This window comes from Quadrisphaera sp. INWT6 (genome assembly GCF_015390235.1).
In the GTDB taxonomy this organism is placed as follows: domain Bacteria; phylum Actinomycetota; class Actinomycetes; order Actinomycetales; family Quadrisphaeraceae; genus Quadrisphaera.
The window spans coordinates 564048-589707 of the sequence record NZ_VUOH01000002.1 but is presented as its reverse complement, the minus strand read 5'-3'; the positions used below and the strand labels follow the sequence as shown (position 1 = coordinate 589707).

The 25660-nt window shown below is 75.7% G+C and carries 19 protein-coding genes, 1 pseudogene and 1 riboswitch; of the genes and pseudogenes, 13 read left to right on the top strand and 7 right to left on the bottom strand.

Annotation, left to right across the window (positions count from 1 at the left end):
* Window positions 1-92 precede the first annotated feature (92 nt).
* The 6 genes from F1641_RS07565 to F1641_RS07540 all read left to right on the top strand — a co-directional run bounded on the left by F1641_RS07565 (window position 93) and on the right by F1641_RS07540 (window position 7055).
* The gene (locus F1641_RS07565; protein ID WP_194904122.1) at window positions 93-899 is read left to right on the top strand and encodes an ATP-binding cassette domain-containing protein; all 807 of its coding nucleotides are present in this window, start codon (window positions 93-95) and stop codon (window positions 897-899) included.
* Window positions 896-1966 carry an ABC transporter permease gene (locus F1641_RS07560; RefSeq protein WP_219729511.1) on the top strand — a complete coding sequence of 357 codons (1071 nt, stop codon included), beginning with the start codon at window positions 896-898 and terminating at the stop codon, window positions 1964-1966. The genes F1641_RS07565 and F1641_RS07560 overlap by 4 nt, the downstream gene beginning before the upstream one ends.
* A 93-nt stretch (window positions 1967-2059) precedes the next feature.
* A complete protein-coding gene (locus F1641_RS07555) occupies window positions 2060-3052 on the top strand; it encodes an ABC transporter substrate-binding protein (RefSeq protein WP_194904120.1) in 993 nt (330 codons plus the stop codon).
* A gap of 96 nt (window positions 3053-3148) precedes the next feature.
* Window positions 3149-4615 carry a glucose-6-phosphate dehydrogenase gene (locus tag F1641_RS23020; RefSeq protein ID WP_309225460.1) on the top strand — a complete coding sequence of 489 codons (1467 nt, stop codon included), beginning with the start codon at window positions 3149-3151 and terminating at the stop codon, window positions 4613-4615.
* A gap of 111 nt (window positions 4616-4726) precedes the next feature.
* A riboswitch (ZMP/ZTP riboswitch) is annotated at window positions 4727-4812 on the top strand.
* A gap of 36 nt (window positions 4813-4848) precedes the next feature.
* Complete coding sequence (gene glyA / locus F1641_RS07545; protein ID WP_309225459.1) at window positions 4849-6168, top strand: serine hydroxymethyltransferase; 1320 nt, start codon at window positions 4849-4851, stop codon at window positions 6166-6168.
* The gene (locus tag F1641_RS07540) at window positions 6165-7055 is read left to right on the top strand and encodes a bifunctional methylenetetrahydrofolate dehydrogenase/methenyltetrahydrofolate cyclohydrolase (protein WP_194904118.1); all 891 of its coding nucleotides are present in this window, start codon (window positions 6165-6167) and stop codon (window positions 7053-7055) included. The genes glyA and F1641_RS07540 overlap by 4 nt, the downstream gene beginning before the upstream one ends.
* A gap of 66 nt (window positions 7056-7121) precedes the next feature.
* Here F1641_RS07540 and F1641_RS07535 read toward each other — a convergent pair whose 3' ends face one another.
* From F1641_RS07535 to F1641_RS07510, 6 genes are all read right to left on the bottom strand, one after another.
* A complete protein-coding gene (locus F1641_RS07535; RefSeq protein WP_194904115.1) occupies window positions 7122-8804 on the bottom strand; it encodes a glycoside hydrolase family 13 protein in 1683 nt (560 codons plus the stop codon).
* Window positions 8801-9907 carry a CDP-glycerol glycerophosphotransferase family protein gene (locus F1641_RS07530; protein ID WP_309225458.1) on the bottom strand — a complete coding sequence of 369 codons (1107 nt, stop codon included), beginning with the start codon at window positions 9905-9907 and terminating at the stop codon, window positions 8801-8803. The genes F1641_RS07535 and F1641_RS07530 overlap by 4 nt, the downstream gene beginning before the upstream one ends.
* Before the next feature lie 115 nt (window positions 9908-10022).
* Window positions 10023-11495 (bottom strand): metallopeptidase TldD-related protein, encoded by a 1473-nt coding sequence (locus F1641_RS07525; RefSeq protein ID WP_194904111.1) that lies wholly within the window; start codon window positions 11493-11495, stop codon window positions 10023-10025.
* Entirely contained in the window at window positions 11492-13045 is a 1554-nt protein-coding gene (locus tag F1641_RS07520; protein ID WP_194904109.1) for a TldD/PmbA family protein, read from the bottom strand. Before F1641_RS07520 ends, F1641_RS07525 begins: the two co-directional genes overlap by 4 nt.
* A 72-nt stretch (window positions 13046-13117) precedes the next feature.
* Window positions 13118-13825: an NAD(P)H-binding protein gene (locus F1641_RS07515; RefSeq protein ID WP_194904107.1), complete on the bottom strand. Its 708-nt coding sequence runs from the start codon at window positions 13823-13825 to the stop codon at window positions 13118-13120.
* A gap of 118 nt (window positions 13826-13943) precedes the next feature.
* Window positions 13944-16007, bottom strand: coding sequence for a penicillin-binding transpeptidase domain-containing protein (locus F1641_RS07510; protein ID WP_194904105.1), 2064 nt, complete (start codon window positions 16005-16007; stop codon window positions 13944-13946).
* A gap of 120 nt (window positions 16008-16127) precedes the next feature.
* Between F1641_RS07510 and F1641_RS07505 the strand changes: the two genes are divergently transcribed.
* The 7 genes and pseudogenes from F1641_RS07505 (at window position 16128) to F1641_RS07475 (ending at window position 24749) form a co-directional block, all read left to right on the top strand.
* Window positions 16128-16598 (top strand): SRPBCC family protein, encoded by a 471-nt coding sequence (locus tag F1641_RS07505; RefSeq protein WP_194904102.1) that lies wholly within the window; start codon window positions 16128-16130, stop codon window positions 16596-16598.
* Window positions 16599-16735: 137 nt separating this feature from the next.
* Complete coding sequence (locus F1641_RS07500) at window positions 16736-17506, top strand: exodeoxyribonuclease III (RefSeq protein ID WP_375541473.1); 771 nt, start codon at window positions 16736-16738, stop codon at window positions 17504-17506.
* Window positions 17507-17588: 82 nt separating this feature from the next.
* Window positions 17589-18011 carry a hypothetical protein gene (locus F1641_RS07495; RefSeq protein WP_194904099.1) on the top strand — a complete coding sequence of 141 codons (423 nt, stop codon included), beginning with the start codon at window positions 17589-17591 and terminating at the stop codon, window positions 18009-18011.
* Between the two features lie 95 nt (window positions 18012-18106).
* Window positions 18107-19957 carry an N-acetylglutaminylglutamine amidotransferase gene (locus F1641_RS07490; protein ID WP_194904097.1) on the top strand — a complete coding sequence of 617 codons (1851 nt, stop codon included), beginning with the start codon at window positions 18107-18109 and terminating at the stop codon, window positions 19955-19957.
* Window positions 19957-21738, top strand: a complete 1782-nt coding sequence (ngg, locus tag F1641_RS07485) for an N-acetylglutaminylglutamine synthetase (RefSeq protein ID WP_194904095.1) — start codon at window positions 19957-19959, stop codon at window positions 21736-21738. Before F1641_RS07490 ends, ngg begins: the two co-directional genes overlap by 1 nt.
* A 45-nt stretch (window positions 21739-21783) precedes the next feature.
* The gene (locus F1641_RS07480) at window positions 21784-23415 is read left to right on the top strand and encodes a methyl-accepting chemotaxis protein (protein WP_309225457.1); all 1632 of its coding nucleotides are present in this window, start codon (window positions 21784-21786) and stop codon (window positions 23413-23415) included.
* 315 nt (window positions 23416-23730) lie between these two features.
* Window positions 23731-24749, top strand: a pseudogene (locus tag F1641_RS07475) (IS5 family transposase).
* Here the strand turns inward: F1641_RS07475 and F1641_RS07470 are convergent.
* Window positions 24735-25493 carry a hypothetical protein gene (locus F1641_RS07470; protein WP_194904093.1) on the bottom strand — a complete coding sequence of 253 codons (759 nt, stop codon included), beginning with the start codon at window positions 25491-25493 and terminating at the stop codon, window positions 24735-24737. The pseudogene F1641_RS07475 and the gene F1641_RS07470 sit on opposite strands and share 15 nt — an antisense overlap.
* Window positions 25494-25660: the final 167 nt, after the last annotated feature.

The window sequence follows — 25660 nt, the reverse complement described above, 5'->3', positions numbered from 1 at the left end:
GGCGGTGTCCTGAGGTGCACTTCCCGTGCCTCACTGTCACTGTCGGCGGGCCGTGGGTCCCACCGCGGTGACGAGCGGGGGGAGGTGGCGCGGTGCTGCTCGAGGCACGGGGCGTCCACAAGGCGTACGGGCACGTGCAGGTGCTGCACGGGGTCGACTTCGAGGCGGAGGCCGGGAAGGTCACCGCCCTCATCGGCGACAACGGCGCCGGCAAGAGCACGCTGGTGAAGATCCTCTCGGGGGCCCTGGCCCCCGACGCCGGAGAGCTCAGCCTGCACGACCGCCGGGTGAGGCTCACCTCGCCGGAGCACGCCCGCTCCCTCGGCGTCGAGACGGTCTACCAGGACCTCGCGCTCGCGCCCGAGCTCGGCCCCGCCGAGAACGTCTTCGCCGGCCGCGAGCTGCTGCGCCCGGGCCTGCTCGGCCGCCTCGGCGTGCTCGACAAGAAGACGATGCGCGCCCGCGCTCAGGAGGCGTTCACCTCGATGGGCACCGACGTGAAGGACCTCGACGCCGCCGTCGCGGCCCTGTCCGGCGGGCAGCGCCAGTCGGTGGCCATCTGCCGCGCCGTGATGTGGGCCAAGGACCTGGTCTTCCTCGACGAGCCCACCGCCGCGCTCGGCGTCCGCCAGACCGGCAAGGTGCTCGAGCTGGTGCGCCGCGTGGCCGACTCCGGGGTCGGCGTCGTGCTGATCTCCCACAACATGACGGAGGTGCTCGAGGTGGCCGACACCGTGCAGGTGCTGCGCCTGGGACGGCGGGTGGCGAAGCTGCCGGCCAGCGGGACCACGGTGGCCGACCTCGTCGGCGCCATGACCGGCGCGCTCGACACGCCCGTCACCGACGCCCGTGACGACGACCGCACCGACGACCGCGCCGACGAGCGGGCCGCCCGGTGAGCGCCACCACCGGCGGGGGAGCCGCCGCGGCGGGCGCGGCGCCGCCTCCCGCGCAGACCCCGCGCACCGGCGCCGGCCCCGGCGTGCCCAGCTCCTCGCGGCCGGCCTGGCGCCGGGCGCTGTCGTCGTCGCCCGCGTACATGGCGGTCGTGCTGCTGGTGCTGGTGGCGCTCTTCTCGCTGCTCGCCCCGGACACGTTCCCCACCGCCGCCAACGGCCGCAACGTCCTCACCGACGTCGCCGTCCTCCTGGTGATGGCGGTCGGCACCACGTACGTGCTGGTCGCGGGCGGGTTCGACCTCTCGCAGGGGTCCGTGCTCGTCTTCGCGGGCGTCGCCGCCGCCAAGGCCATGGAGGCCCTCGGCGGGCAGGGCGCGGGCACCGTGCTCGTCGGCATCGCCGTGGGGCTGCTCGCGGGGACGGCGTGGGGGGCGGTCAACGGCCTGGTCATCACCAAGCTCGGCGTCCCGGCGCTCATCACCACGCTGGGCTCGACCGGCGCGGCGCTGGGAGCGGCCCAGCTGCTGTCCAACGGCACCGACGTCCGCACCGTGCCCGACGCGCTGATCTCCGTCGCCGTCCAGCGGCCGCTGACGCTCAGCTGGCTGGTGTGGGTCGCCGCGCTCGTGGCGCTCGTGGGCGGGCTGGTCCTCGCGACCACCCGCTACGGCCGCCACACCCAGCTCATCGGCTCCAACGCCGAGTCGGCGCGCCGCGCCGGCATCGCCGTCGACCGCCACACCGCCTCGCTGTACGTGCTCAACGGCGCGCTGGCCGGCCTCGCGGGCCTGATGTCCCTGACCCGCTTCGCGACCACCACCATCAGCGGCCACACCACCGACGGCCTGCAGGTCATCACCGGGGTGGTCCTCGGCGGCACCAGCCTGTTCGGCGGCGCCGGCACCGTCATCGGCACCGTCATCGGGATGTTCATCCCGGGCGTGCTCAACAACGGCTTCGTCGTGCTGAACGTGCAGGCCTTCTGGCAGCAGGTCGCCGTCGGCGTCGTCCTCGTGGTCGCCGTCTACGTCGACCAGCTCAAGCGCCGCCGCCGCAACGCCGCCTGAGGCCCTCCCCGGGGCGGCGCACCGCTGCGCCGCACCCCACAGACCCAGCCCCACCCCACCCCACGCTCGCACCCCTGCAGACCGGAGACCCCCGTGAAGACCACCCGCACCGCCCGCGCCGCCGCGCTGGCCGCAGCCTCCCTGCTCGCCCTGACCGCCTGCGGCGGCTCCTCCGACGAGGCCGGCTCCGGCGGGTCCGGCGACGGGAAGCTGTCCGTCGTCTACGTGCCGGGCCTGACCGGCAACCCCTTCTACAACACCGTCGGCTGCGGCGCGCAGGCCAAGGCCGACGAGCTCGGGGTCGACTTCAAGGTCCAGGGCAGCCCGGAGTTCGACGTGGCCAAGCAGACCGCCATCGTCAACGCCCTCGTCGCCGACGCCCCCGACGCGCTGATGATCTCCGTCACGGACTCCACGGCCATGAAGCTGCCGCTGGCCGAGGCCAAGGCCGCCGGGATCGACGTCATCACCATCGACGGCGACCTCGAGGACAAGAGCATCGCCCTCACCAACATCCAGTCGGACAACGAGGAGGGCGGCGCGCTCGCCGCGGAGAACCTCGCGAAGCTCGTAGGGGAGAAGGGCGCGGTGCTCGGCATCAACCAGAGCCCGGGCAACCCGATCGGCGAGGCCCGCGAGAAGGGCTTCAAGGACAAGCTGGCCGAGTACCCGGGCATGACCTACCTGGAGACGCAGTACTCGGAGAACTCCACCGCCACGGCCGCGCAGATCGCCTCGGCGGCGGCGACGTCGAACGCCGACCTGGTGGGCGTCTACACGATGTCGACCAACAACACCGAGGGCGCCATCACCGGCGTCCGCGAGGCCGGCAAGACCGGCGTCGTGCGCGTGGTCGGCTACGACACCTCCGAGCCGATCCTCCAGGCCCTCGAGGACGGCACCGTCGACGGCGTCGTGGTCCAGTACCCCTACGGCGAGGGCCAGACCGGCGTGCAGAGCGCCGTCGACGCCAGCGAGGGCAAGGACGTGCCGCGCGAGCAGACCGCGCCGTTCGTCTTCGCGACCCCGGAGAACCAGGCCTCCGACGAGGTCCAGCAGTACGTCTACAAGACCGACTGCGCCTGAGGCCGTGACCGCGCCCGCCCCGGCGCCCGACCCGCCGAGCGCGGATCGGGCGCCGGGGCGGGCGCGACGCGTCCGGGCCCCATACGGTGGGCGACCGTGACCGACTCGTCCTCGTCCTCGACCGCGGAGCAGGAGGCGGCGACGCCCACCGCCGTCTCGACCCCCACCGTCTTCGTGCTCTTCGGAGCCACCGGCGACCTCGCCGCCCGCATGGTGCTGCCGGCCTTCGGGGCGCTGGCCAAGCACGGGCTCCTGCCCGACAACTGGCGCCTGATCGGCAACGGCCGCGGGCACCAGAGCGACGACGAGTTCCGCGACCACGTCAAGAAGGTCCTCGACGAGGCCAGGACCGGGCTGAGCGGCCGCCAGTGGCGCGGGTTCGCGTCCTCGCTGCGCTTCGCCGGCGGCGGCTTCAGCGAGTCCGACGCCGGTGAGCTGGCCGACGTGGTCGCCGAGGCGAAGGACGACCTGGGCGGCGGCGACGACGTGCAGCTCGTCCACTACATCGCCCTGCCGCCGTCGACCTTCGAGGCGTACACCAAGGCCCTCGACGTCCACGGCCTGGCCGAGGGCGCGCGCGTGGTCTACGAGAAGCCGTTCGGCACCGACTCCGAGAGCTTCGAGCGCCTCGACGAGCTGGTGCTGTCGATCTTCCCCGAGGAGCGGGTCTTCCGGATCGACCACTTCCTGGGCAAGGAGGCCACGCAGCAGCTGCACGTGCTGCGCTTCAACAACCGCCTGCTCGAGCAGGTCTGGAACCGGTACCACGTGGCCTCCGTCCAGATCGACATCCCCGAGACCCTCGGCGTCTCCAACCGCGCGGGGTTCTACGACGAGACCGGCGCCACCCTCGACATGCTCGTCACCCACCAGCTGCAGGTGATGGCCGAGGTGGCCCTGGAGCCGCCGGCGGACGGCTCGCCCGAGGCGCTGCTGGAGGCCCGCGAGGCGGTGCTGAAGGACTTCCGCCCGATGGACCCCTCCGAGGCCGTGCTGGGGCAGGTCGAGGGCTACCGCGACATCGAGGGCGTCGAGGACGACTCCCAGACCGACACCTTCGTGGCCGCCAAGGTGTGGATCGACAACGACCGCTGGGAGGGCGTGCCCTTCCTGCTGCGCACCGGCAAGCAGCTCAAGGAGAGCCACCAGCACGTCACGCTCGTGCTGCGCCGCCCGCAGACCCGCGGCTTCGGCGAGCGCCCGCCGCGCCCGGAGACCATCGCGTTCTCCCTCGCCGGCAACGGCACGGTGGCCGCCACCGTGACCGCGCAGCGCCCCGGCGCCCCCGGCGACCTCGTGGCCGGCTCCCTGCAGCTCGACCTCGAGGACCTGCCCCGCGCCGAGCCGCTGCCCGCGTACGCCTCGCTCCTGCGCGACGTGCTCGCCGGTGACCGCGCCCTGTTCACCACCGCCACGGGGCTGCGCGAGGCGTGGCGCGTGGCCGCGCCGCTGCTCGACAACCGCCCCGAGGTGCAGCCGTACGCCCCCGGCTCCTGGGGCCCCGACGCCGCCAGCGAGCTCGCGGCGCCCCACGGCTGGCTGGCGCAGACCAGCCTCGACTGAGCCCCGCCCCTCCGGACGCCCCCGGGGACCGCACCCTCCGCGAGGAGTGCGGTCCCCGGGGGCGTCCGGTCGAGAACGGGGTCGACCCCGCCCGCCCCGGGCGTCTACTCTGATCGACGTCGCGACTGGCGAAGGTGGGTGACCACCGGGGAGCGGCGGGAGAGCAGCCGAACGGGTCGTCCGCCTGGGCCCGTCCGTGACAGAAGCCGCCGCCACCTGCGAGGAGCACGCCCGTGACCCAGACCGCTCTTCCCGCCCAGAGCATCACCGACGCCCCCCTCTCCGAGGTCGACCCGGAGATCGCCGCCGTCCTCGACGGCGAGCTGCGCCGCCAGCAGGACACGCTCGAGATGATCGCGAGCGAGAACTTCGCCCCCCGCGCGGTCATGGCGGCCCAGGGCTCGGTGCTCACCAACAAGTACGCCGAGGGCTACCCCGGCCGCCGCTACTACGGCGGCTGCGAGCAGGTCGACGTCGCCGAGGAGCTCGCCCGCGACCGCGCCAAGGCGCTGTTCGGCGCCGAGCACGCCAACGTCCAGCCCCACTCGGGCGCGCAGGCCAACGCCGCCGTCATGCACGCGCTGATCCGTCCGGGTGACACGATCCTCGGCCTCGAGCTGGCCCACGGCGGCCACCTCACCCACGGCATGAAGGCCAACTTCTCCGGCCGCCTCTTCGACGTCGCGAGCTACGGCGTCGACCCGGAGACGTTCCTCGTCGACATGGACGTCGTGCGCTCGGTGGCGCTGGAGCGCCGCCCGAAGCTCATCATCGCCGGCTGGTCGGCCTACCCCCGCCAGCTCGACTTCGCCGCGTTCCGCGAGGTCGCCGACGAGGTCGGCGCGCTGCTCATGGTCGACATGGCGCACTTCGCCGGCCTGGTCGCCGCCGGGCTGCACCCCAACCCGGTGCCCTACGCCGACGTCGTCACCTCCACGGTGCACAAGACCCTCGCGGGCCCGCGCTCCGGCGTCATCCTCAGCCGCGCCGAGCACGCCAAGAAGCTCGACTCCGCGGTGTTCCCGGGCCAGCAGGGCGGGCCGCTGATGCACGTCATCGCCGGCAAGGCCGTCGCCTTCAAGATCGCGGCCAGCGACGCGTTCAAGGAGCGCCAGCAGCGCACGCTGGAGGGCGCGAGCATCATCGCCGACCGCCTCATGCAGCCCGACGTCGACGCGGCGGGCGCCTCGGTGCTGACCGGCGGCACCGACGTCCACCTGGCCCTGGTCGACCTGCGCCGCTCCGAGCTCGACGGCCAGCAGGCCGAGGACCGCCTCCACGAGGCCGGCATCACGGTCAACCGCAACGCGGTGCCCTTCGACCCGCGTCCGCCGATGGTGACCTCGGGCCTGCGCATCGGCACGCCCGCCCTGGCCACCCGCGGCTTCGGCGCCACCGAGTTCACCGAGGTCGCCGACATCATCGCCGGCGCCCTCGACCCCGCCGCCGACGTCGCCCCCCTGCGCGAGCGCGTGCGCACCCTCACCGAGGCGTTCCCGCTCTACCCGGAGATCGGCTCCGCCCTCGAGTCCACCCCCGGCGGCGTCCGGTGACGGCGCAGCTGCTCGACGGCAAGGCCGCCGCGGCGGCCATCAAGGACGACCTGCGCGAGCGCGTCTCCCGGCTCGCCGAGGCGGGCCTGCGCCCGGGCCTGGGCACCGTCCTCGTCGGTGACGACCCGGGCAGCCAGGTCTACGTCGCCGGCAAGCACCGCGACTGCGAGCAGGTGGGGATCGCCTCGATCCGCGAGGACCTCCCCGCCGACGCGACCCAGGCCGACGTCGAGGCCGCCGTCGCGCGCCTCAACGCCGACCCGGCCTGCACCGGCTTCATCGTGCAGCTGCCGCTGCCGAAGGGCCTGGACGAGCAGCGCGTGCTCGAGCTCATCGACCCCGACAAGGACGCCGACGGGCTGCACCCCACCAACCTGGGGCGCCTGGTGCTCCGGCTCTCCGGCCCGATCACCTCGCCGCTGCCGTGCACCCCGCGGGGCTGCATCGAGCTGCTCGAGCGCAACGGCATCGGCCTGCGCGGTGCGAACGTCGCCGTGGTCGGGCGCGGCACCACGGTGGGCCGCTCCATCGGCCTGCTGCTGACCCGCCGCGGCGTCGACGCCACGGTCACGCTCACGCACACGGGCACGAAGGACCTCGCCGCGCACCTGCGCGAGGCCGACGTCGTGGTCGCCGCCGCGGGTGTCGCGCACCTGGTGACGCCGGACATGGTCAAGCCCGGTGCCGCGGTGCTCGACGTCGGCGTGACCCGCGTGGTCGACGAGGAGACCGGCAAGGCGAAGCTGCTGGGCGACGTGCACCCCGGCGTCGCCGAGGTGGCCGGGCACCTGTCGCCCAACCCCGGCGGCGTGGGCCCGATGACGCGGGCGCTGCTGCTCGCCAACGTGGTGGAGTCCGCCGAGAGGGCGCTCGCCGCCCGCTCCTGACCCCACCCCCTCCGTGATCATGGGCGTCCACCACCCCCGGGTGGCGGACGCCCATGATCACGGTGGTCAGGGGGTGCGGCGCCACCAGGCGGTGGTGTCGGGGGGCAGGACGACCGGGGACGCTGCCCCGCCCCCGGCGTCCGCGCCTCCGCCGGCGCCGGTGAGCTCGGGGCGGGAGGCGAGCAGCACGCGCGCTCCCGCCGGCAGCTCCACCGGCTCCGCGAAGGTCGTCCACGAGTGCAGCGGGCCGCCGTCGTCGCCCTCGGCGGGGCTCCGGTGGAGGGCGAGCACGCCGGCGGGGGCGTCGTCCCACTCCAGCGGGCCGGCGGCGGCCCAGTGCGACCGCCGCAGCGCCAGCGACGCCCGGTACAGCGACAGCACCGACGCCGGGTCGCCCTCCTGGACCGCGGCGGCCAGCGAACCCCACCCCGGGGGCTGCGGCAGCCAGGTCCCGGCCACCGGCTCCGAGCCCGTCCAGGGCAGCGGCACGCGCGAGCCGTCGCGGCCCGGGTCGGTGCCGCCGGAGCGGTGGAAGATCGGGTCGACGCGGGCGTCCGCCGGCAGGTCCTCGACCTCCGGCAGCCCCAGCTCCTCGCCCAGGTACACGTAGAGCACCCCGGGCAGCGCCGCGACCAGCAGGTGGGCCGCCCGGGCGCGCCACCGCCCCAGCTCCAGGTCGGGCACCGAGCCGGGCCAGCGCGCCCGCTCCCACTCGTTGCCGCCCTTCTCCTCGGGCTGCTCGCGGGCGTAGCGCGTCACCTGCCGGACGACGTCGTGGTTGGTGAGCACCCACGACGACGGCGCCCCCGAGGTGGCCGAGAACGCCAGCTCGCGCTCCACCACGCGCCGCCACGGGCCCTCGCGCCACGCCACGTGCAGCGGCTCGAAGGCGAAGGCGGCGTGCAGCTCGTCGGGCCGCACGTACAGCGGCAGCCGCTCGCGGCGCGCCACCCAGGCCTCGGCCACGAAGACGCGCGGCGGGTCGTAGGAGTCGGCGAGGGCCCGCCAGGCGCGGTAGACGTCGTGCACCTCGTCCTGGTCCCACCCGGGGTGGGCCTGCGTGCGCCGGTCGGCGCCCTCGGCGTCGGGCAGGCCCGCCGCCTTCGCGAGCCCGTGCGCGACGTCGACCCGGAAGCCGTCGACCCCCAGGTCGAACCAGAACCGCAGGACGTCGAGCAGCTCGGCGCGCACCTCCGGGTTCGACCAGTCGAGGTCGGGCTGCTCCGGGGCGAACAGGTGCAGGTACCAGTCGCCCGGCCGGCCCGTGGCGGGGTCGGTCGAGCGCGTCCAGGCCGGCCCGCGGAAGGAGGAGTCCCAGTCGTTGGGGGGCTCGGCGCCGTCGTCCCCCCGACCGGGCCGGAACAGGTACCGCGCCCGCGCCGCCTCGTCGCCGGCCAGCGCCGCCCGGAACCAGGGGTGGGCGTCGGAGGTGTGGTTGGGGACGACGTCGAGCAGCACCCGCATCCCCAGGGCGTGCGCCTCGGCGACGAACGCCTGCGCCTCCCCGAGCGTCCCGTACGCCGGGTCGACGTCGCGGTAGTCGGCGACGTCGTACCCGGCGTCGACCATCGGCGAGGGGTACCAGGGGTTGACCCAGATCGCGTCGACGCCGAGGGCCGCGAGGTGGGGCAGGCGCGCCCGCAGGCCGGCGAGGTCACCCGTGCCGTCGCCGTCGCCGTCCGCGAAGCTGCGCAGCAGCACCTGGTAGACGACGGCCGTGCGCCACCAGGCGCGGGTGCTGCTGGTCACGCGACGGGACCGAAGAACGCGTCGAGCACGCGGTCGGTGGCGTGCCCGTCCTCCAGGGAGACCCACCGGCGCTGGAAGGCCGCGTACTGCTCGGTGAACGCGGCGCTCACGCCGGGCAGGTCGCCGAGGGCCTCGGCCAGCTCGTGCGGCTGCGTCAGCAGCGGGCCGGGGCCCTCGCTGCGCAGGTCGAAGGTGAAGCCGCGCAGCACGTCGCGGTACCTGTCGAGGTCGTAGGCGTAGAGCACCACCGGTCGTCCGGTGACGGCGAAGTCGAACATCGACGAGGAGTAGTCGGTGACCAGCGCGTCGGCCGCCAGGTACAGCTCGGCCACGTCGGGGTGGCGCGAGGCGTCGATGACGCGCGGGTCGCGCGACAGGGTGAGCCGGTCGGCCACGTAGTAGTGCAGGCGCAGGACCAGCACCACGTCGTCGCCGAGGGCGTCGAGCAGCTCGGGCACGTCGAAGCCGAGCGGCAGGTCGCCGGAGCCGTTCGCCTCGTCGTCGCGGTAGGTCGGCGCCAGCAGCACCGCCGTCGCCCCCTCGAGGATGCCCAGCTGCGCCCGCACCGCGGACCGGCGCTCAGCGGCGTCGGGGGCGGAGAGCACGTCGTTGCGCGGGTACCCGGTCTCGAGCACCTCGCCGTCGAAGGCGAAGGCCTCGCGCAGCAGGCGCGTCGCCTCCGGGCTGGGGGTGACGAGGGCGTCCCACCGGGAGATGTCGGTGTCGAGCTCGGCGAGCACGTCCTCGGCGGGCAGGGACGCGGCGCTGCGGTGGATGCGCTTCAGCGGCGTGCCGTGCCAGGTCTGCAGGTACCTGACGGGCCGGCCCACCGGCCAGGGGTCCAGCGTGACGTGGCAGTTGGCGACGACGGCGTCGGCGCTCGCGAGGGCCTCGGCGCAGGCGGCGCTGCGGATCGGCACGGTGCGCACGCCCTCGGGGAACGCGCTGGCGTGCCGCGGGTCGGCCATCCACACGTGCTGCCAGCCGGCGCTCTCGTCGAGGCCGCGGGCGAGCAGCCCCTCGTGGAGGGCGCGGGGGTTGTCGGCGTAGCGCCCGTTGAAGGCGTTCCAGACGACGGTGCGAGGGGGGAGGGCTGACGACACCCCGTGATGCTGCCCCGGAGCACCCACCGCCGCCTCGCCGACCCCCCCTTGCCTGTCCGTGATCATGGGCGTTGGCCACCCCGGGGTGGCGGAGGCCCATGATCACGGACGAGGGTCAGGTGGCGGCGCCCCCGGTGACGTTCCAGCGCGCCAGGCGCAGCGGGGGGACGACGACGCGCGCCGTCCCCGCCGCCCCGAACGTCAGGGAGCGGGGGAGCGCCTCGGCGTCCGAGCCGACGGTCACGGCGCCGGGTGCCAGCGCCTCCAGGTAGGACTGCGTGAAGCGCAGCACCCCGACGGGCCCCACGACCTCGCCGTCGCGCACGAGGAACGTGCCGTTGCGCGTCAGCCCCGTCCACACCGACCGGCGCGCCTCGGCCAGGCGGGTGTACCAGAGGTCGCACACGAGCAGGCCGTGCTCCAGCCCCGCCACGAGCTCGTCCACCGAGCCGCCGCTGCCGGGGGCGAGCACCGGCGCCTGCGCCACCGGCCCCCAGGTGTCGCTGGCGTCGTGCGCCCCCGCGGTCGTGGGCAGGGCCGGCAGACCGCCACGCGCCGCCAGGGCCGCTGCGGTGCGGCGGTCGGTGGTGACCGCCCGCGGCACGCCGTCGCGCACCAGCTCGGTGCGCGACGCCGGGGTGCCCTCGGTGTCGAAGGGCAGCGCCGTGGAGGCCGGGTCGAGCGGGTCGTCGAGCAGCGTGAGCGCCGGGTCGAGCTGCTGCTCGCCGAGCCGGACCCCGCTCGTGCCCTCGACGAGGCCGCGTCCGCTGAACGTCGAGCTCAGCAGCCCCGCGACGACGTCGAGCACCGCCGACGGCTCCAGCACCACCGGCAGCTCGCCGCGCCGCAGCGGCTGGGCGGGTGCGGCCTGCGCCCGGGCCCGCCGTGCGGCGCGGGCTCCGAGGGCGGCCGCGTCGAGGTCGGCCAGGGAGCGGGCTGCGGCCCGGCCGACGCCGTCGGCGCGGAAGGAGGCGTCGGGCGGTGAGCCGTCGAGCCCGGAGGCGGGCAGGGCGCGGGCGATGCCGTCGACCACGGCGCCCGTGGACGACGCCCGGGCGTGCAGCCCGGCCGTGTCGGCGACCGCGCTGGTCAGCAGGGTGGTCTGCGCGTACCCGGCGGTCTCCAGGCCGCCCGCCGCCTCGACGAAGGCCGCGACCAGGGCGGCGCGCTCCGCCGGTCCGGCGCCGGCCGTGGCGTCGTCGGGACCGGCGCCCGCGGGCACCCGGGCCGGCCCCGCCAGCCCCGGCCACGCCGCGTCGCGCGGGCTCAGCCGCGCCGCGGCCAGCGCGGCGCCGACGAGGTCCGCCAGCGCCGCCGTCGTCGTCCTCGTGGTGGAGACCGTCGCCGACCGGCCGCCGTCGAGGGCGACGCGCAGGTGCACGCCGGTGCGCTCGTCCTCGGTGTTCTGGTGGATGCCGGAGCCGGCGAAGCGGGTGAGCGCCAGCCGGTGGAGGTCGGCGCGGACCACCGCCTCGACGGGGCCGGCACCTGCGCCGCCCTGGCGGCGGACCTCGTCGAGCACCCGCTCGACGACGGCGTCCAGCTGCTGGGTCCCGTCGTGCTGGTGCCTCGTCCCCGGGGTGCTCATCCGCGCACCCCCACCCGCACGCCGGTGAACCGGGCGGGCGCGGCCCCGTGGCCGGTGTGCCCGACCTGGCCCGGCTGGCCCTTGCCGCAGTTGGGCGTGCCCCAGGCGCGCCACTCACCCGGCTCGCGGCCGGCCAGCATGTCGAGGCTGTTCCAGAACACCGGCCCGGTGCCCGTGTACGAGGGGTTGCGGAGCATCCGCCCGCGCTTCCCGCCCTTGAGCTCCCAGCCGATCTCGCAGCCGAACTGGAAGTCGAGGCGCTTGTCGTCGATCGACCACGACCGGTTGTGCTCCATGAGCACGCCGTCGTCCGTGGCGGCGACGACCTCCTCCAGCGAGTGCGGACCGGGCTCCAGGCCGACGTTGGTCATGCGGACCATCGGCAGGCGGCCGTACCCGTCGGCGCGCACGGAGCCGGCGTGGTCGTAGCCGGCCAGCGCCGCGGAGTCGCGCCCGGACAGGACGCCGGTCCAGATGCCGCCCCGCACCGCGTCGCGCGCGGCGGCGGGCGTGCCCTCGTCGTCGTACCCGAAGGAGCCGAGCGCGCCGGGGATGGTCGGGTCGATGGTGATGTTCATGAGCTCGGAGCCGAAGCGCAGGTCGCCCAGGCGCGACAGGTCGAGCCAGGAGGTGCCCGCGTAGGCGGCCTCCCACCCGAGGATCCGGTCGAGCTCGATGGCGTGGCCCACCGACTCGTGGATCTGCAGGCTCATCTGCTCCCCGCCGAGCACGAGGGTGGTCTCCTCGCTCGGGCACAGCGGCGCGGTGAGCAGCGCGGCGGCCTCCTCGCCGATGCGCTCGGCGTGGGCGGGCAGGTCGAGCTCGTCGACCAGCTCCCAGCCGCGGGTGCCGTACTGGCCGCGGAACGCGGGGTAGGAGCGGCGCTGCACCTCGTGCTCGCCGAGCGCGAGGCAGTGCATGCCGGCGCCGGTCTCGCGCACGTGCTGCCCGGTGCGCGCGCCCTCGCTGGAGACGTAGGCGGTGCGGGTGTCCCACGCCGCCGAGAGGGCCTCGGCGACGCCGATGACGCTGCCGCCCGCCTTCCGCATCGCGTGCGTGACGCCCACGAGGAGGTCGGCCTTCTCGGCCAGGGGGACCTCGAACGGGTCGCGGGCGCAGCCGCTGCTCCAGCCGCCGCGCTGCGGCGGGACGGGCAGCAGCTCGACGGGGCCCGCTCCCGGTGCGCGGACGGCGGCGCTGGCCCGGGCCACGGCGACGGAGCGCTCGCCGGTGGCGCGGGCGTCGCGCTCGCCGGTCGGGTCTGCCAGGGCCGCGAAGCCCCAGCCGTCACCGACCAGCGCCCGGACCCCGATGCCCGCCTCGGTGGTCTGGGACAGCTGGCGCAGGTCGCCGTCGCGGGCGGTCAGCGCCTCGTGGCGCCGGTCCACCACGCGGGCGTCGGCGAAGCGCGCCCCCGCGGCGAGGGCCGCCTCGACGGCGGCCTGCGCGAGGTCGAACGCGGCCGACGGCACGGCGCCGGGCGGCGAGGCGCTGGCGGTCGGGGGCGGTGTCGCCGTGAGCGAGCTGGCTGCGCTGGGTGTCAGGAGCATCGCCCTCCACCCTGCCCCTGCGGCGCGGCGACGGCACCCCCGCTGCCGGCGCGACCCCGACCTGCGGGTGGGTCAGGCGGCGGGGGCGGGCACCAGGGCGCGCGAGACGGCGGCGTCGACCGGCTCGTCACCGCCGACCAGCTCGAGCACCAGGCCCTCCTCGCCCGCCGGCAGGTCGGTGGCGCGCAGCAGCGCGACGAGGACGGCAGCGACGTCGTCGCGGGAGACCTCCCCGCGCGGCAGCGAGCGCTCCAGGGCCACGCGGCCGGTGCCGGGGGAGTCGGTGAGGGCGCCGGGCCGCAGCACCGCCAGCTCGAAGGCGCCGCGGGCGGCGCGCGCGAGCAGCTCGTCCTCGGCGGCCAGCTTCGCCCGCAGGTAGGCGACGAAGACCTCGTCGACGCCGTCGGGGGTGGCCCCGTCGCGCACCGAGTCGACCCCGGTGGAGCTCACCAGCACGTACCGGCCCGCCCCCGCGGCCTGCGCCGCGTCGGCCAGGAGCACCGCGGCCGCCCTGTCGACGGTGTCCTTGCGCTCGGTGCCGCTGCCGGCTCCGGCGCCCGCGGCGAAGACGACGGCGGTCGCACCCTCCAGCGCGGCCGCGACCTCCTCGACGCCGGCGGACTCCAGGTCGACGACGGCGGCGCGCGCGCCGTCGGCCTCCACGTCGGCGACGTGGTCGGGGTTGCGGACGAGGCCGACCACCTCGTCACCTCCGGCCACCAGCTGGCGGACGAGGCGGCGGGCGACCTGCCCGTGGGCTCCTGCGACGGCGATCTTCACGGCCACCACCCTGCCCCGGGCGGCGCGCTCCCGCCTCTCCGGCGCGGGGGTGCTCCGGGCGTCCATGATCACGGGGCGGAAGTGCTCCGGAGGCCCATGACCACGGGGAGGGGAGGGGTCAGGCGAGGCCGCGGAGGAAGGCCTCGGCCACCGGGACCGCCGTCGTCCCGCCCGACGTGCCGTTCTCCACCAGCACCGCGAACGCCACGTCGCCCTGGAACCCGATCGTCCACGCGTGCGTCGGCAGCGGGTCTCCCGAGCCGAACTCCGCCGTGCCCGTCTTGGCGTGGACCGGGGCGCCCGGCACGTCGGCGAGGGCGCTCGCGGTGCCGCGCACCGCGACCTCGCGCATGAGGTCGCGCACCACGGACAGGCGCGCGGCGTCGGGCTGCGGCGGTCCGCCCGCGGTGCCGGTGGTCCCCGCCGACTGCGGCTGCGGGTCGAGCACGAGCGAGGGCTCCACCCAGCTGCCGCGCGCGATCGTCGACGTCGCGACCGCCATCGCCAGCGGGCTCGCGAGCACCGTGCCCTGCCCGATGGACGCGGCGGCGCGGTCGACGGCGCCCTCGTCGGACGGCACGTCACCGGTGAAGGCCTCCACGCCGAGCCCGGCGTCCCAGCCGCCCCCGATGCCCACGGCGGCCGCCGCCTCCGTCAGGCCCGTGGGTGACAGGCGGTCCGACAGGCCCACGAAGGCCGTGTTGCACGACTGCGCGAAGTCGGTGCGGAACGGCACCTGGCCCAGCGCGCCGCCCTCGAAGTTGCGGAAGCTGCGGCCGTCGACGACGGCGGTCGCGGGGCAGGGGACGGTGTCGTCGGGGGACAGGCCCGCGGCGAGCAGCGCCGTCGTGGTGACCGCCTTGAACGTCGACCCGGGCGGGTACTGCCCGACCAGCGCCCGGTCCGTGCCCGAGCTGGGGGTGTTGGCGACGGCGAGCACCGCGCCGGTGGTGACGTCGACGGCCACGAGGGCCGCGGCGGGCTGGGCGTCCTTGCTGGTGGCGGTCGCGAGCGCGGCGTCGGCGGCCTGCTGCACGCGCGCGTCGAGGGTCAGCTGCACGTCCTGGCCGGCCACCGGCTCGGAGGTGAACAGGTCCCGCGCCGCGCCGCCAGCACCCTCGGCACCCTCGGCGGCGACCGCCTGCACGGTCGTCCCGGGCGTGCCGGCGAGCCGCTCGTCGTAGGTGCGCTGCAGACCCGACAGGCCCGTGGTGTCACCGGAGACCACGCGCCCGCCGCTCGCGTCGACGACCTCCTGCGTGGCGCTGCCCACCCGCCCCAGCAGCGCCCGCGCGAAGGCGGGCGTGGGCGCCAGCGGCAGCGTCGAGGTGCGGAACACCGTGCCCGGCAGCGGCTGCAGCTGGGCGCTGAGGGCGTCGTAGTCGGCCTGGCGCAGCGTGATGACCGGCACGAACGCGTCCGGCGACGCCGACGCCACGCGCGAGACCAGCGCCGCGCCGTCGACGTCGAGCAGGTCGGCCAGCTGGGCGGCCAGGCCCGCGGGGTCGGTGGCCCGGCGGGGCTGCACCCCGACCTCCACCACAGGCGCGTCGGCGACGATCGCGCTCCCGTCACCGCCGAGCACCTGCCCGCGCTCGGCCGCGGTGCGCTGCACGGCCAGCCGCTCGCCCGCGGCCAGCGACGGCTCGACGACGGACGGCGCGTACCCGGCGCCCCAGGGCGTGCGCCCGGTCCAGGTGGACGTGTCGGTCCACCCGCCCCCGCCGGCCTCGGACAGCGACGCGCTCGTGGCGTACGACCACCCCTCGGGTGCGGTGCCCACCGGCCAGCGCACCGCGAGCTGCGCCGTGGCCGCCGCGCCGTCGCGCTCCACCGAGGTCACCGACACCTCCGGGCGCAGCCCGTCGAGGCCCGAGAGCACCTCGGTGTACGCGGCCGGTGCGTCGGCGGCGCCGTCGCCCACGAGGCGCACCCCGGTCAGGTCGCCGGCGGCCATCCCCGCCGCCAGCGCCTCCGCGGCGCGCCGCGCACCGTCGTCGAGCTCGCCCTCGCGCCACTGCCAGCCCGCCGCGGAGGCTCCCGCCGCCACCAGCAGGACGACGACGACGCCCCCGGCCACCAGCGCGGGCCTGCGGCGCCGGGTCGCGCCGCGGTCGGCGCGGGTCGGGCGGTCGGCGCGGGTCGGGCGGTCCTCGGGGCGCAGCGCGCGTCGTCCGGCCATGCGGCCAGTGAACCGGAACGGGGTGACCTCCCGGCGCAGATCGCGAGGAGTGCGCGTGCGGGTCCTGCGGAGGCCCCGCGGGAGGGGTGTGGAGCGCGCGGACGCGGGTACGCGGTGCTCATGACCACCGTGACCGAGAGCATCGACGTCGACGTCCCCGTCCGCACCGCGTACGACCAGTGGACCCAGTTCGAGACCTTCCCCCAGTTCATGGGCGGCGTGGAGTCCATCCGCCAGGTCGACGACACCCACTCGCACTGGACCACGAAGGTCGGCGGCGTGGAGCGGGAGTTCGACACCGTCGTCACCGAGCAGCACCCCGACGAGCGGGTGGCGTGGAAGTCGACCGACGACGACGGTCCCACCCACGCCGGCGTCGTCACCTTCCACCGCCTCGGTGACGCGCAGACGCGCGTGACCGTGCAGATGGACTGGGCGCCGCAGGGCCTGGTGGAGAAGGCCGGTGCCGCGCTCGGCGTCGACGACCACCAGGTGAAGGCCGACCTGAAGAAGTTCAAGGCGTTCATCGAGGAGCGCGGCGGGCAGACCGGCTCCTGGCGCGGTGACGTGCCCGCCGGCAACGAGAGCTGATCCCCGCAGACCTCGTGATCGCGACCGGCGGGGCCGGGCGCGACGCCCCGGAGCCGCCCCGGCACGATGCCGGGGTGGCTCCGCTCGTGATCGCGACCGTCAACACCAACGGCATCCGCGCCGCCGTGCGCCGCGGCATGCCCGCCTGGCTGCAGGAGCGCCGCCCCGACGTGCTCTGCCTGCAGGAGGTCCGCGCCGACGACGCGACGCTCGTCGCCCTCCTGGAGGAGGCCCTCGGCGGCGGGTGGCACGTCGCCCACGTCGAGCCCACCGACGCCGGCTCCAAGGGGCGCGCCGGCGTGGCCGTGGCCACCAGGCTCGACGTCGCGGGGGAGCCGCGCACCACGGTCGACCCCCGCTTCGACGGGGCGGGCCGGTGGGTCGAGCTCGACGTGCGGGCCGAGGTCCCGGGCGGAGCCGTCACGGTCGTGAGCACCTACGTCCACTCGGGCGAGGCCGGGACGCCCAAGCAGGACGACAAGATGGCCTTCCTCGACGCCGTCACCGCGCGGATGGCGCAGCTGGTGCAGACCGCCGCCGACGGCGGCCCCCAGGCCCTCGTGGTCGGCGACCTGAACATCGCCCACACCGAGCGCGACATCAGGAACTGGAAGGGCAACCTCAAGAAGGCGGGCTTCCTGCCCGAGGAGCGCGCCCACCTCGACGCCTGGGCCGCCCAGGGCTGGGTCGACGTCCCCCGGGCGCTCGCGGGCGACGTCGACGGCCCCTACTCCTGGTGGAGCTGGCGGGGACAGGCCTTCGACCGCGACACCGGCTGGAGGATCGACAGCCAGTGGGCCACCCCGGGCCTGGCGGCGCTCGCGAGCACGGCGGTGGTCGACCGCGCCGCCACGTACGCGGAGCGCTTCAGCGACCACGCGCCCGTCGTCGTCACCTACGGCGGCTGAGGTGGACGACGACGTCGGCGCCGCGCCCACCCGGCTCGATGATCACCGCGCAGGAGGCGGCGGGCGGGTCTACCGTTCCCGCATGCCAGAGGCCGCCGACGACGGCATCGCCCCGGTCTCCCTGCTGACCGGGGGGGCCACGGTGGCGCGCCTGCGGATGGCCAGGGTCCCCGCCTCGGTCGGCCACGTGCGCCTCCTGGTCGACGACGCGCTGTCGGACCACGACGTCACCGACAGGTCCCTCATCGACGCGGCGGTCCTGCTGGCCTCCGAGCTCGCCACCGACGGCGTGCGCCACGGCTCCGGCGAGGACCTCGACGTCGAGCTCTCCCTCGGCCGGCGCCGCGTCCAGCTGACGGTCACCACCGCCTCCGACCGCCGGCCCGGCGAGGTGGCCCCCGCCATCGCCGGGCACAGCCAGCAGCTGCTCGACATGCTCACCTCCGCGTGGGACGTGCGCTGCGGCGCTGGTCAGCGCGTCGCCTGGTACCACCTCGACCGCTGAGGCCCTCCGGGCGCCGCTCGTGACCCCCTCACGGGGCGGTCGGATGTCGCCCGACCCGCTGGCGGGGCGGGCGGCCTCGCGGTTGGGTGGCCGGGGTGTGCGGACTCTCCGGTGAGCTCAGGTTCGACTCGACCCCGGCCGACGCCGCCGCCGTCCGGTGCATGTCGGAGGTGCTGGCGCCCCGCGGCCCCGACGGGTCGGGGGAGTGGGCCCGCGGCCCGGTGGCCCTCGCGCACCGGCGCCTGGCGATCATCGACCTGTCCGACGCCGGCGCCCAGCCGATGGTCGACGGCGAGGGAGCGGACCAGCTCGTCGCCGTGTTCAACGGCTGCATCTACAACCACCACGAGCTCCGCGCCGAGCTGACCGCCCGGGGCCACCGGTTCTGGTCGACGTCCGACACCGAGGTGATCCTCAAGGGCTACCGCGAGTGGGGCGCCGACGTCGTCGACCACCTCGTCGGCATGTTCGCCGTCGTCCTGCACGAGGTCGGCAGCGGCCGCGTGGTCATGGCCCGCGACCGGCTCGGCATCAAGCCGCTGTACGTCGCGGAGACCCCCGGCCGGGTGCGCTTCGCCTCGTCGCTGCCGGCGCTGGTGGCCGCGGGCGACCTCGACACCTCGGTCGACCCGGTGGCGCTGCACCACTACCTGAGCTGGCACGCCGTGGTGCCGGCGCCGCGCACGGTGCTGCGCGGCGTGCGCAAGCTGCCCCCGGCGACGGTCCGGGTGTACGAGACCCGCAGCGGCTCCGCCGCGCCCACCGACCGCGTGTACTGGCAGCCGAGCTACGAGCGCGACCCCGCGAAGGCCGGCTGGAGCGCCCGCGACTGGGAGGACGCCGTCGAGGACGCCCTGCGCACCGCCGTGCGCCGCCGGCTCGTGGCCGACGTGCCCGTCGGCGTCCTGCTGTCGGGAGGGCTCGACTCCTCCCTCATCGTCGGCCTCCTCGCCGAGGAGGGGCAGACCGGCCTGGCGACGTTCTCCATCGGCTTCGACGCCGCGGGCGGCCGCGAGGGCGACGAGTTCCAGTACTCCGACGTCATCGCCGCGCACTACGCGACCGACCACCACAAGATCGCCGTCGACGCCCCGACCCTGGTCGACGCCCTGCCCCACGCCGTCGGCGCCATGAGCGAGCCGATGGTCAGCCACGACGTCGTGGCCTTCGACCTGCTCTGCGAGCAGGTCGCGAAGGAGATCCGCGTGGTGCAGTCCGGGCAGGGCGCCGACGAGGTGTTCGCCGGCTACCACTGGTACCCGCCGATGGCCGACGTCCCCGGCGCACCGGGCGGCGGCCCCGACGTCGCCGCGGCCACCGACCGCTACGCCCGCGCCTTCTTCGACCGCGGCCCCGACGGACCGGGCGGGATGTCGTGGCTGGTCTCGCCGGGGGTCCTGGAGGGGATGCTCGCCGAGGGCGGCCCCGACGCCTCCCGCGCCTTCGTGGCCGCGCACCTGGGCCGCCCGGGCGCCGCCACCGCCGTCGACGCGGCCCTGCGCCTCGACACCGAGGTCATGCTCGTCGACGACCCGGTCAAGCGCGTCGACAACACCTCCATGGCCTGGGGCCTGGAGGCCCGCGTGCCCTTCCTCGACCACGACCTGGTGGCCCTCGCCGCGCAGGTGCCGCCCGAGCTGAAGCTCGCCGACGGCGGCAAGGGGGTGCTCAAGGCGATCGGCCGGCGCACCATCCCGACCGAGGTCATCGACAGGCCCAAGGGGTACTTCCCGGTGCCGGCCCTGACGCACCTCGAGGGCGGCGTGCTCGACCTCGTCCGCGACGCGCTCACCAGCGACGCGGCGCGTCACCGCGGCCTGTTCAGCCCCGCGGCGGTCACCGCCCTGGTCGACGACCCCAACGGCCAGCTCACCCCGCTGAAGGGCAACCGGCTGTGGCAGCTGGGCCTGCTGGAGCTCTGGCTGCAGACGCACGGGGTGCGCTGATGTCCGACCGCAGGCGCCCGGTGGCCGGGCTGCGCCGCCACCCCGCGCCCCGCGCCCCGCGCCGCCACCAGCCCCCGCACCACGGGCGCGAGCGCGACGTCGTCCTCGACATGGGGTGGGGGCGGCTGGTCTTCGGCAACACCTTCGGCGACCCGCGCAGCATCGTCGACGCCCTGCGCGACGAGGCCACCGGCACCCGCGACATCGCCTGCTACGTGCCCGACCCGCAGGTGCTCGTCGGCACCTCGCCCCACGAGCTCTTCGTCGACCCCTCGTACACCTACCGGCTGCCGCTGCACACCTACCGCCAGCGCCGCGACGCCGTGCCCGACGTCGAGGTCCGCACCGTGCGCTCGCGGGCCGACCTCGAGGCGGTCAACCGCATCTACGGGCTGGCGAAGATGGTCAGCGCCGACGTCGACGTCATGTGGGCCAACCAGCGCACCCGCACGTTCACCCACCTCGTGGCCGAGGACGCCCGCGCGCCGGAGGGCCAGCGGCGCGTCGTGGGCACGGTCACCGGGGTCGACCACGTGCTCGCCCTCGGAGACCCCGACGGCGCCGCGAGCCTGTGGTGCCTCGCCGTCGACCCGCAGGCCGCGCCGCCCGGCACGGGGGAGGCACTGGTGCGGCGCCTGGTGGAGCGCTACGCCGCGCGCGGCCGCACCTGCGTGGACCTGTCGGTGCTGCACTCCAACACCGGCGCCATGGGCCTGTACGCCAAGCTCGGGTTCACGCGGGTGCCCGAGGTGTGCGTGAAGCGCAAGAACCCCATCAACCGGCCGCTGTTCTCGCCGGCCCCCGAGGGCCTCGACGCCGTCAACCCGTACGCGCGGATCATCGCCGACGAGGCCCTGCGCCGCGGTCTGCGCGTGGAGGTCACCGACGCGCCGTCGGGGGAGCTGCGGATCTCCTCCGGGGGCCGCAGCGTGCTCACCCGCGAGTCGCTGTCGGAGCTGACGAGCGCCGTCGCGATGAGCCGCTGCGACGACAAGCGCACCACCGCGCGGCTGCTGTCGGCCGCGGGCCTCGCGGTCCCGCGGTCGGCCGAGGTGGGCCCCGGCTCCGACGGCTCCGACGGGGCTGACGGCTCCGGCTCCCTGGCGGCGGCCCGGGCGCTGCTCGCCGAGGTGGGCGACGTCGTGGTCAAGCCCGCCCGCGGCGAGCAGGGCCGCGGCATCACGGTGGGCGTCACCGACGACGACGCGCTGGTCGCCGCCGTCGCCGAGGCGGCCGCGTTCTGCCCCGACGTCCTGGTCGAGGAGCGCGTCGCCGGTGACGACCTGCGCGTCGTCGTCATCGACCACGAGGTGGTCGCCGCCGCCGTGCGCCGACCCGCCCAGGTGGTGGGCACCGGCCGCGACACCGTCAGGGAGCTCGTGGAGCGCCACTCGCGGCGCCGCGCCCAGGCCACCGGGGGCGAGAGCACGGTGCCGCTCGACGCGACCACCGAGGCCGTGGTCGCCGCCGCCGGGTACGGGCTCGACGACGTGCTGCCCCGCGGCGAGGTGCTCGCCGTGCGCCGCACCGCCAACCTGCACACGGGCGGCACCATCGAGGACGTCACCGACCGCCTGCACCCAGTGGTCGCCGAGGCCGCGCGCCGGGCCAGCCGGGTGCTGGGCATCCCCGTGACCGGCCTGGACCTGCTCGTCCCCGACGTCGAGGGGCCCGAGCACGTGGTCATCGAGGCCAACGAGCGGCCGGGGCTGGCCAACCACGAGCCGCAGCCGGTGGCCCAGCGGTTCGTGGACCTGCTCTTCCCGGAGAGCCGCCGGTAGGGCCTGAGGGCTCAGGTCCGTTGCCCGGGCGACCGATGGAGGGGCGTGACCGCCACCGCCGCCCGCTCGAGGAGCGCCATGACCGCCCGGCTCGCCGACCTCCGGATCAGCACGCGCCTCTTCGCCGCCTTCAGCGTCGTCTGCGTGCTCATGCTCGCCCTGGGGACCCTGTCCGTGGTGGAGCTGCGGCAGGGCCAGCAGCGCCTGCACGCCGTCGCCTCCGGCAACGTCGGCGCGCTGACGGCCATCGACCGCGTCTACGCCGACCAGGTCGCCCTCTCGCGCGACCTCGCGTCGCTGCACGTGGCGGTGGCGCAGGCCGCGACGAAGCCCGGGGGCGTGGACCTGGCGCTCGACGACGTGACAGCCAGCAGCGACGCCCTCGCCGACGCCTGGAAGGCCTACCAGGCCGCCGGCCCGGCCGCGCACCCCCAGGACGTCGCCACCACCGGGCACCTCCTCGACGCGTGGACCGTCGTCCGCCCCGACATCACCACGGCCGCGCAGGCCGGTGACCTGCAGGGCGTCACCCGCGCCCGCGACGCGCAGACGGCGCTGGTCGCGTTCGTCGGCCAGCTGGTGCAGGAGCTGGTGACCACCGAGGTCACCGACGCCGCCGCCGAGGAGGCGGCCGGGACCGCCGTGGCGCAGCGCGCCACCTGGGTGGTCCTCGTCGGCTCGCTCGTGGCGGTCGTCCTGTCGGTGCTGCTCGTCGTCGCGCTCTCGCGCAGCATCGGACGTCCGCTCTCCCGGGTGCTCGAGGTGGTCACCGGCCTGGCCGCGGGGCGCCTCGACCAGCGCACCGGCATCTCCCGCAAGGACGAGATCGGCGCCCTGGCCGCGGCCACCGACGCCTCCCTCGACCAGCTCGCGGGCGTGGTCCGCACCATCACCGACCGCGCCGGCGCGGTGGCCGGCTCGTCCGAGCGGCTGAGCGAGGTCTCGGCGCAGCTGACGTCCGGGGTCGGCCAGTCCGCCCAGCAGACCCAGATCGTGGCGGCGGCCTCCGAGGAGATCTCCGCCTCGATGGCGACCATCGCCGCCGCCGGCGGGGAGATGACCTCCGCGATCGGGGAGATCGCCTCCTCCACGGCGTCCGCGTCCGCCACCGCCGCCGACGCGGTGTCGACCGCTGAGGCCGCTGCCGCCACCGTGGAGCGCCTGGGCGCCTCCTCGCGCGAGATCGGCGACGTCGTGAAGCTGATCACCTCGATCGCCGAGCAGACGAACCTGCTGGCCCTGAACGCCACCATCGAGGCCGCGCGCGCCGGGGAGGCCGGCAAGGGCTTCGCCGTCGTCGCCGGTGAGGTCAAGGAGCTGGCGCGCCAGACCGCGCAGGCCACCGACCAGATCGTGTCCCGGGTGCAGACCGCCCAGGCCGACGCCGCCGGGGCGCGCAGCGCGATCGAGCAGATCAGCGAGGTCATCTCCCGCATCGACGCGCTGCAGGCGACGGTCGCCTCGGCGGTGGAGGAGCAGTCGGCGACGACGGCGGAGATGGTCCGCTCGGTCACGGACGTCTCCGCCGGCACGCAGGAGATCAGCAGCGGCATCGCGGGCGTCGCCACCGCCGCAGCGCAGTCGACCGCCAGCGCCGAGGCCACGGCGACCACCGCCGACGAGCTCTCGCGCACGGCCGCCGACCTGCGGCAGGCGGTCGCCACCTTCCGCCTCTGAGCCACCTCCTCTGCGCAGCCGAGCGCCTGCTTGCGGTTCCGGGCCCCACCCGAACGGCAACCAGGCGCTTGGCTGCGGTCCGGGAGGCTCCGGGAACCGCAGCCGGGCGCTCGGCTGCGGTCGGGGGCCGTCAACCGGCAGCGCGCTGGGCGACGGCCCGCCGGACGGCGTCCTCCACCGCCCCGGGCTGCCGCAGCAGCTCCGCGGTGACGTGGACGACGAGCCACCCCGCCTCCCGGAGCGCGTCGAGGCGCAGGCGGTCCTTGCCTAGGGCGTGTCTGAGCGATCACGCTGCGTTCGGGGTACTACCCCCACATGGCAGCTGACCGCCACGACCTCCCCGACGCCCAGTGGCACCTGCTCGAACCGCTGCTACCCGACCGCACCCCACGCCGCGGCGGCCGCTGGGCCGACCACCGGCCCGTCATCGACGGGGTCATCTGGCGGGTCCGCACCGGCTCACCATGGCGAGACCTACCGGCGGCCTACGGTCCCTGGCAGCGTTGTCGACTCCGTCTACGACCGCCATCGACGCTGGTCAGCTGACGGCACATGGGAGAAGGTCCTGGACGCGCTGCGCACCGAGTGCGACCTGAACCTCACTGCGCAGGAGGGTGAGTGGGTGGTGTCCATCGACTCCTCGATCATGCGCGCTCACCACGACGCCGCCGGCGCCAGAGGTGAACCACCACGCGACGTGCCGCCCGAGCGCCTGGCCGCGCAGGTCCCACCCAGCCCCCGGGAACGGGGGCGTTCGGGGGGTCAACACCGGACACCTCGACCCGGAAGCCGCCAGGCGCCAGGCCAGCCGTGAGCGAGAGGGCCTGGGGCGGTCCCGCGGTGGCCTGAGCAGCAAGGTGCACCTGCTCGCCGACGCCCGCTGCCGTCCCCTGGTGTGCGCGGTCAGCCCCGGCCAGCGCGGGGACACGTTGGCCTACCCGGTCCTGATGGGCCGGCTTCGCATCCCTCGAAGCGGGTGCGGGCGCCCGCGCACCCGACCGGACCGGGTGATGGGTGACAAGGCCTACTCCAGTCGTCCAGTGCGCGCTGACCTGCGCCGTCGTCACATCACCGCGACGATCCCGGTGCCAGATGACCAGGCCGGTCACCGGCGCAAGCGCGGGTCGCGCGGGGGTCGTCCGTACGCCTTCGACGCGGAGGCCTACAAGGGCCGCAACGTCGTGGAGCGGACGTTCGCCAAGCTCAAGGACAACCGGGCGTTCGCGATGCGTACCGACAAGCGGGGGTACATCTTCGCCGGGACGGTGGCGGTGGCGGCGCTGCGGATCTGGCTGCGGGACCTCACTCGGCGAGATCCGTCAGACACGCCCTAGCTGGCCCTCGAGGACGCCGTGCCAGCGCCCCTCGTACTCGACCGCGATCCTCAGCTCGACGATGGCGAGGTCCACGCGAGCCACGAACCTCCCACCGGCGCGGACCTCGAACTGCGGCACGACCTCGTACCCGCCTCGCAGCAGCCGCACCCGCACCGCCGACTCCGGCTGGGAGGCAGCGCGCGGGTCGACCAGCGCGGCCGCCTCCCGTGCCAGCACCACGCCGTCGTCGTGCTGGTCGAGCAGCGACCGCTGGAACGCGTCGACGTCGATGAGCCGCGCCCTGGCCACAGCGTCGAGGTGCCCGACGCCGACCTCGAGCGGATGGCGGGCGGCGAGGTCGAAGGCCATCCGCTGCGGCGCCACCACCGGCACCCCGCGCCACGTCCCCGACCCCAGCGGACCCCGGCTGACGCCGCGGACGAGCACTCCGCGGGGGCCGGCGCGGCGCTCCGCCTGCGGGACGGCCACCTCGACCTCGTCACCACCGCGAAGGAGCGGGACGCCCCTCAGCGTCGCGAGCGAGCGCCCGGTCACGCGAGCGGTCGCCGGCAGCACCAGCGCCGCGCCGCGGCAGTCGAGGAGGTGGTCGTGCGGGACGTGCCGAGGGGCGTAGACGTCGACGAAGAGGCGCCTGAGCCTCCGGTCGCGCAGCTGGGCCGGGGTGAGGACCCCCTGCTCCACCAGGTGGGAGCCCCTGAAGACCAGGGGCAGCTCCTCGGGCCAGGGACGACGGCGCGGCATGGCCCCACGCTGGTGCGCGTGCCCCCGCCGAGCGGGCACCGGTCACCGTCCTGTGGACGGAGCTGCACCCAGGGCTCCCTGTGGGCGAACCGCGGCGAGGCGCCTGGTTGCGGTTCCGGAGGGGGCCCGAACCGCGACCGAGCGCTCGGCTGCGAGGAGAGAGGGGG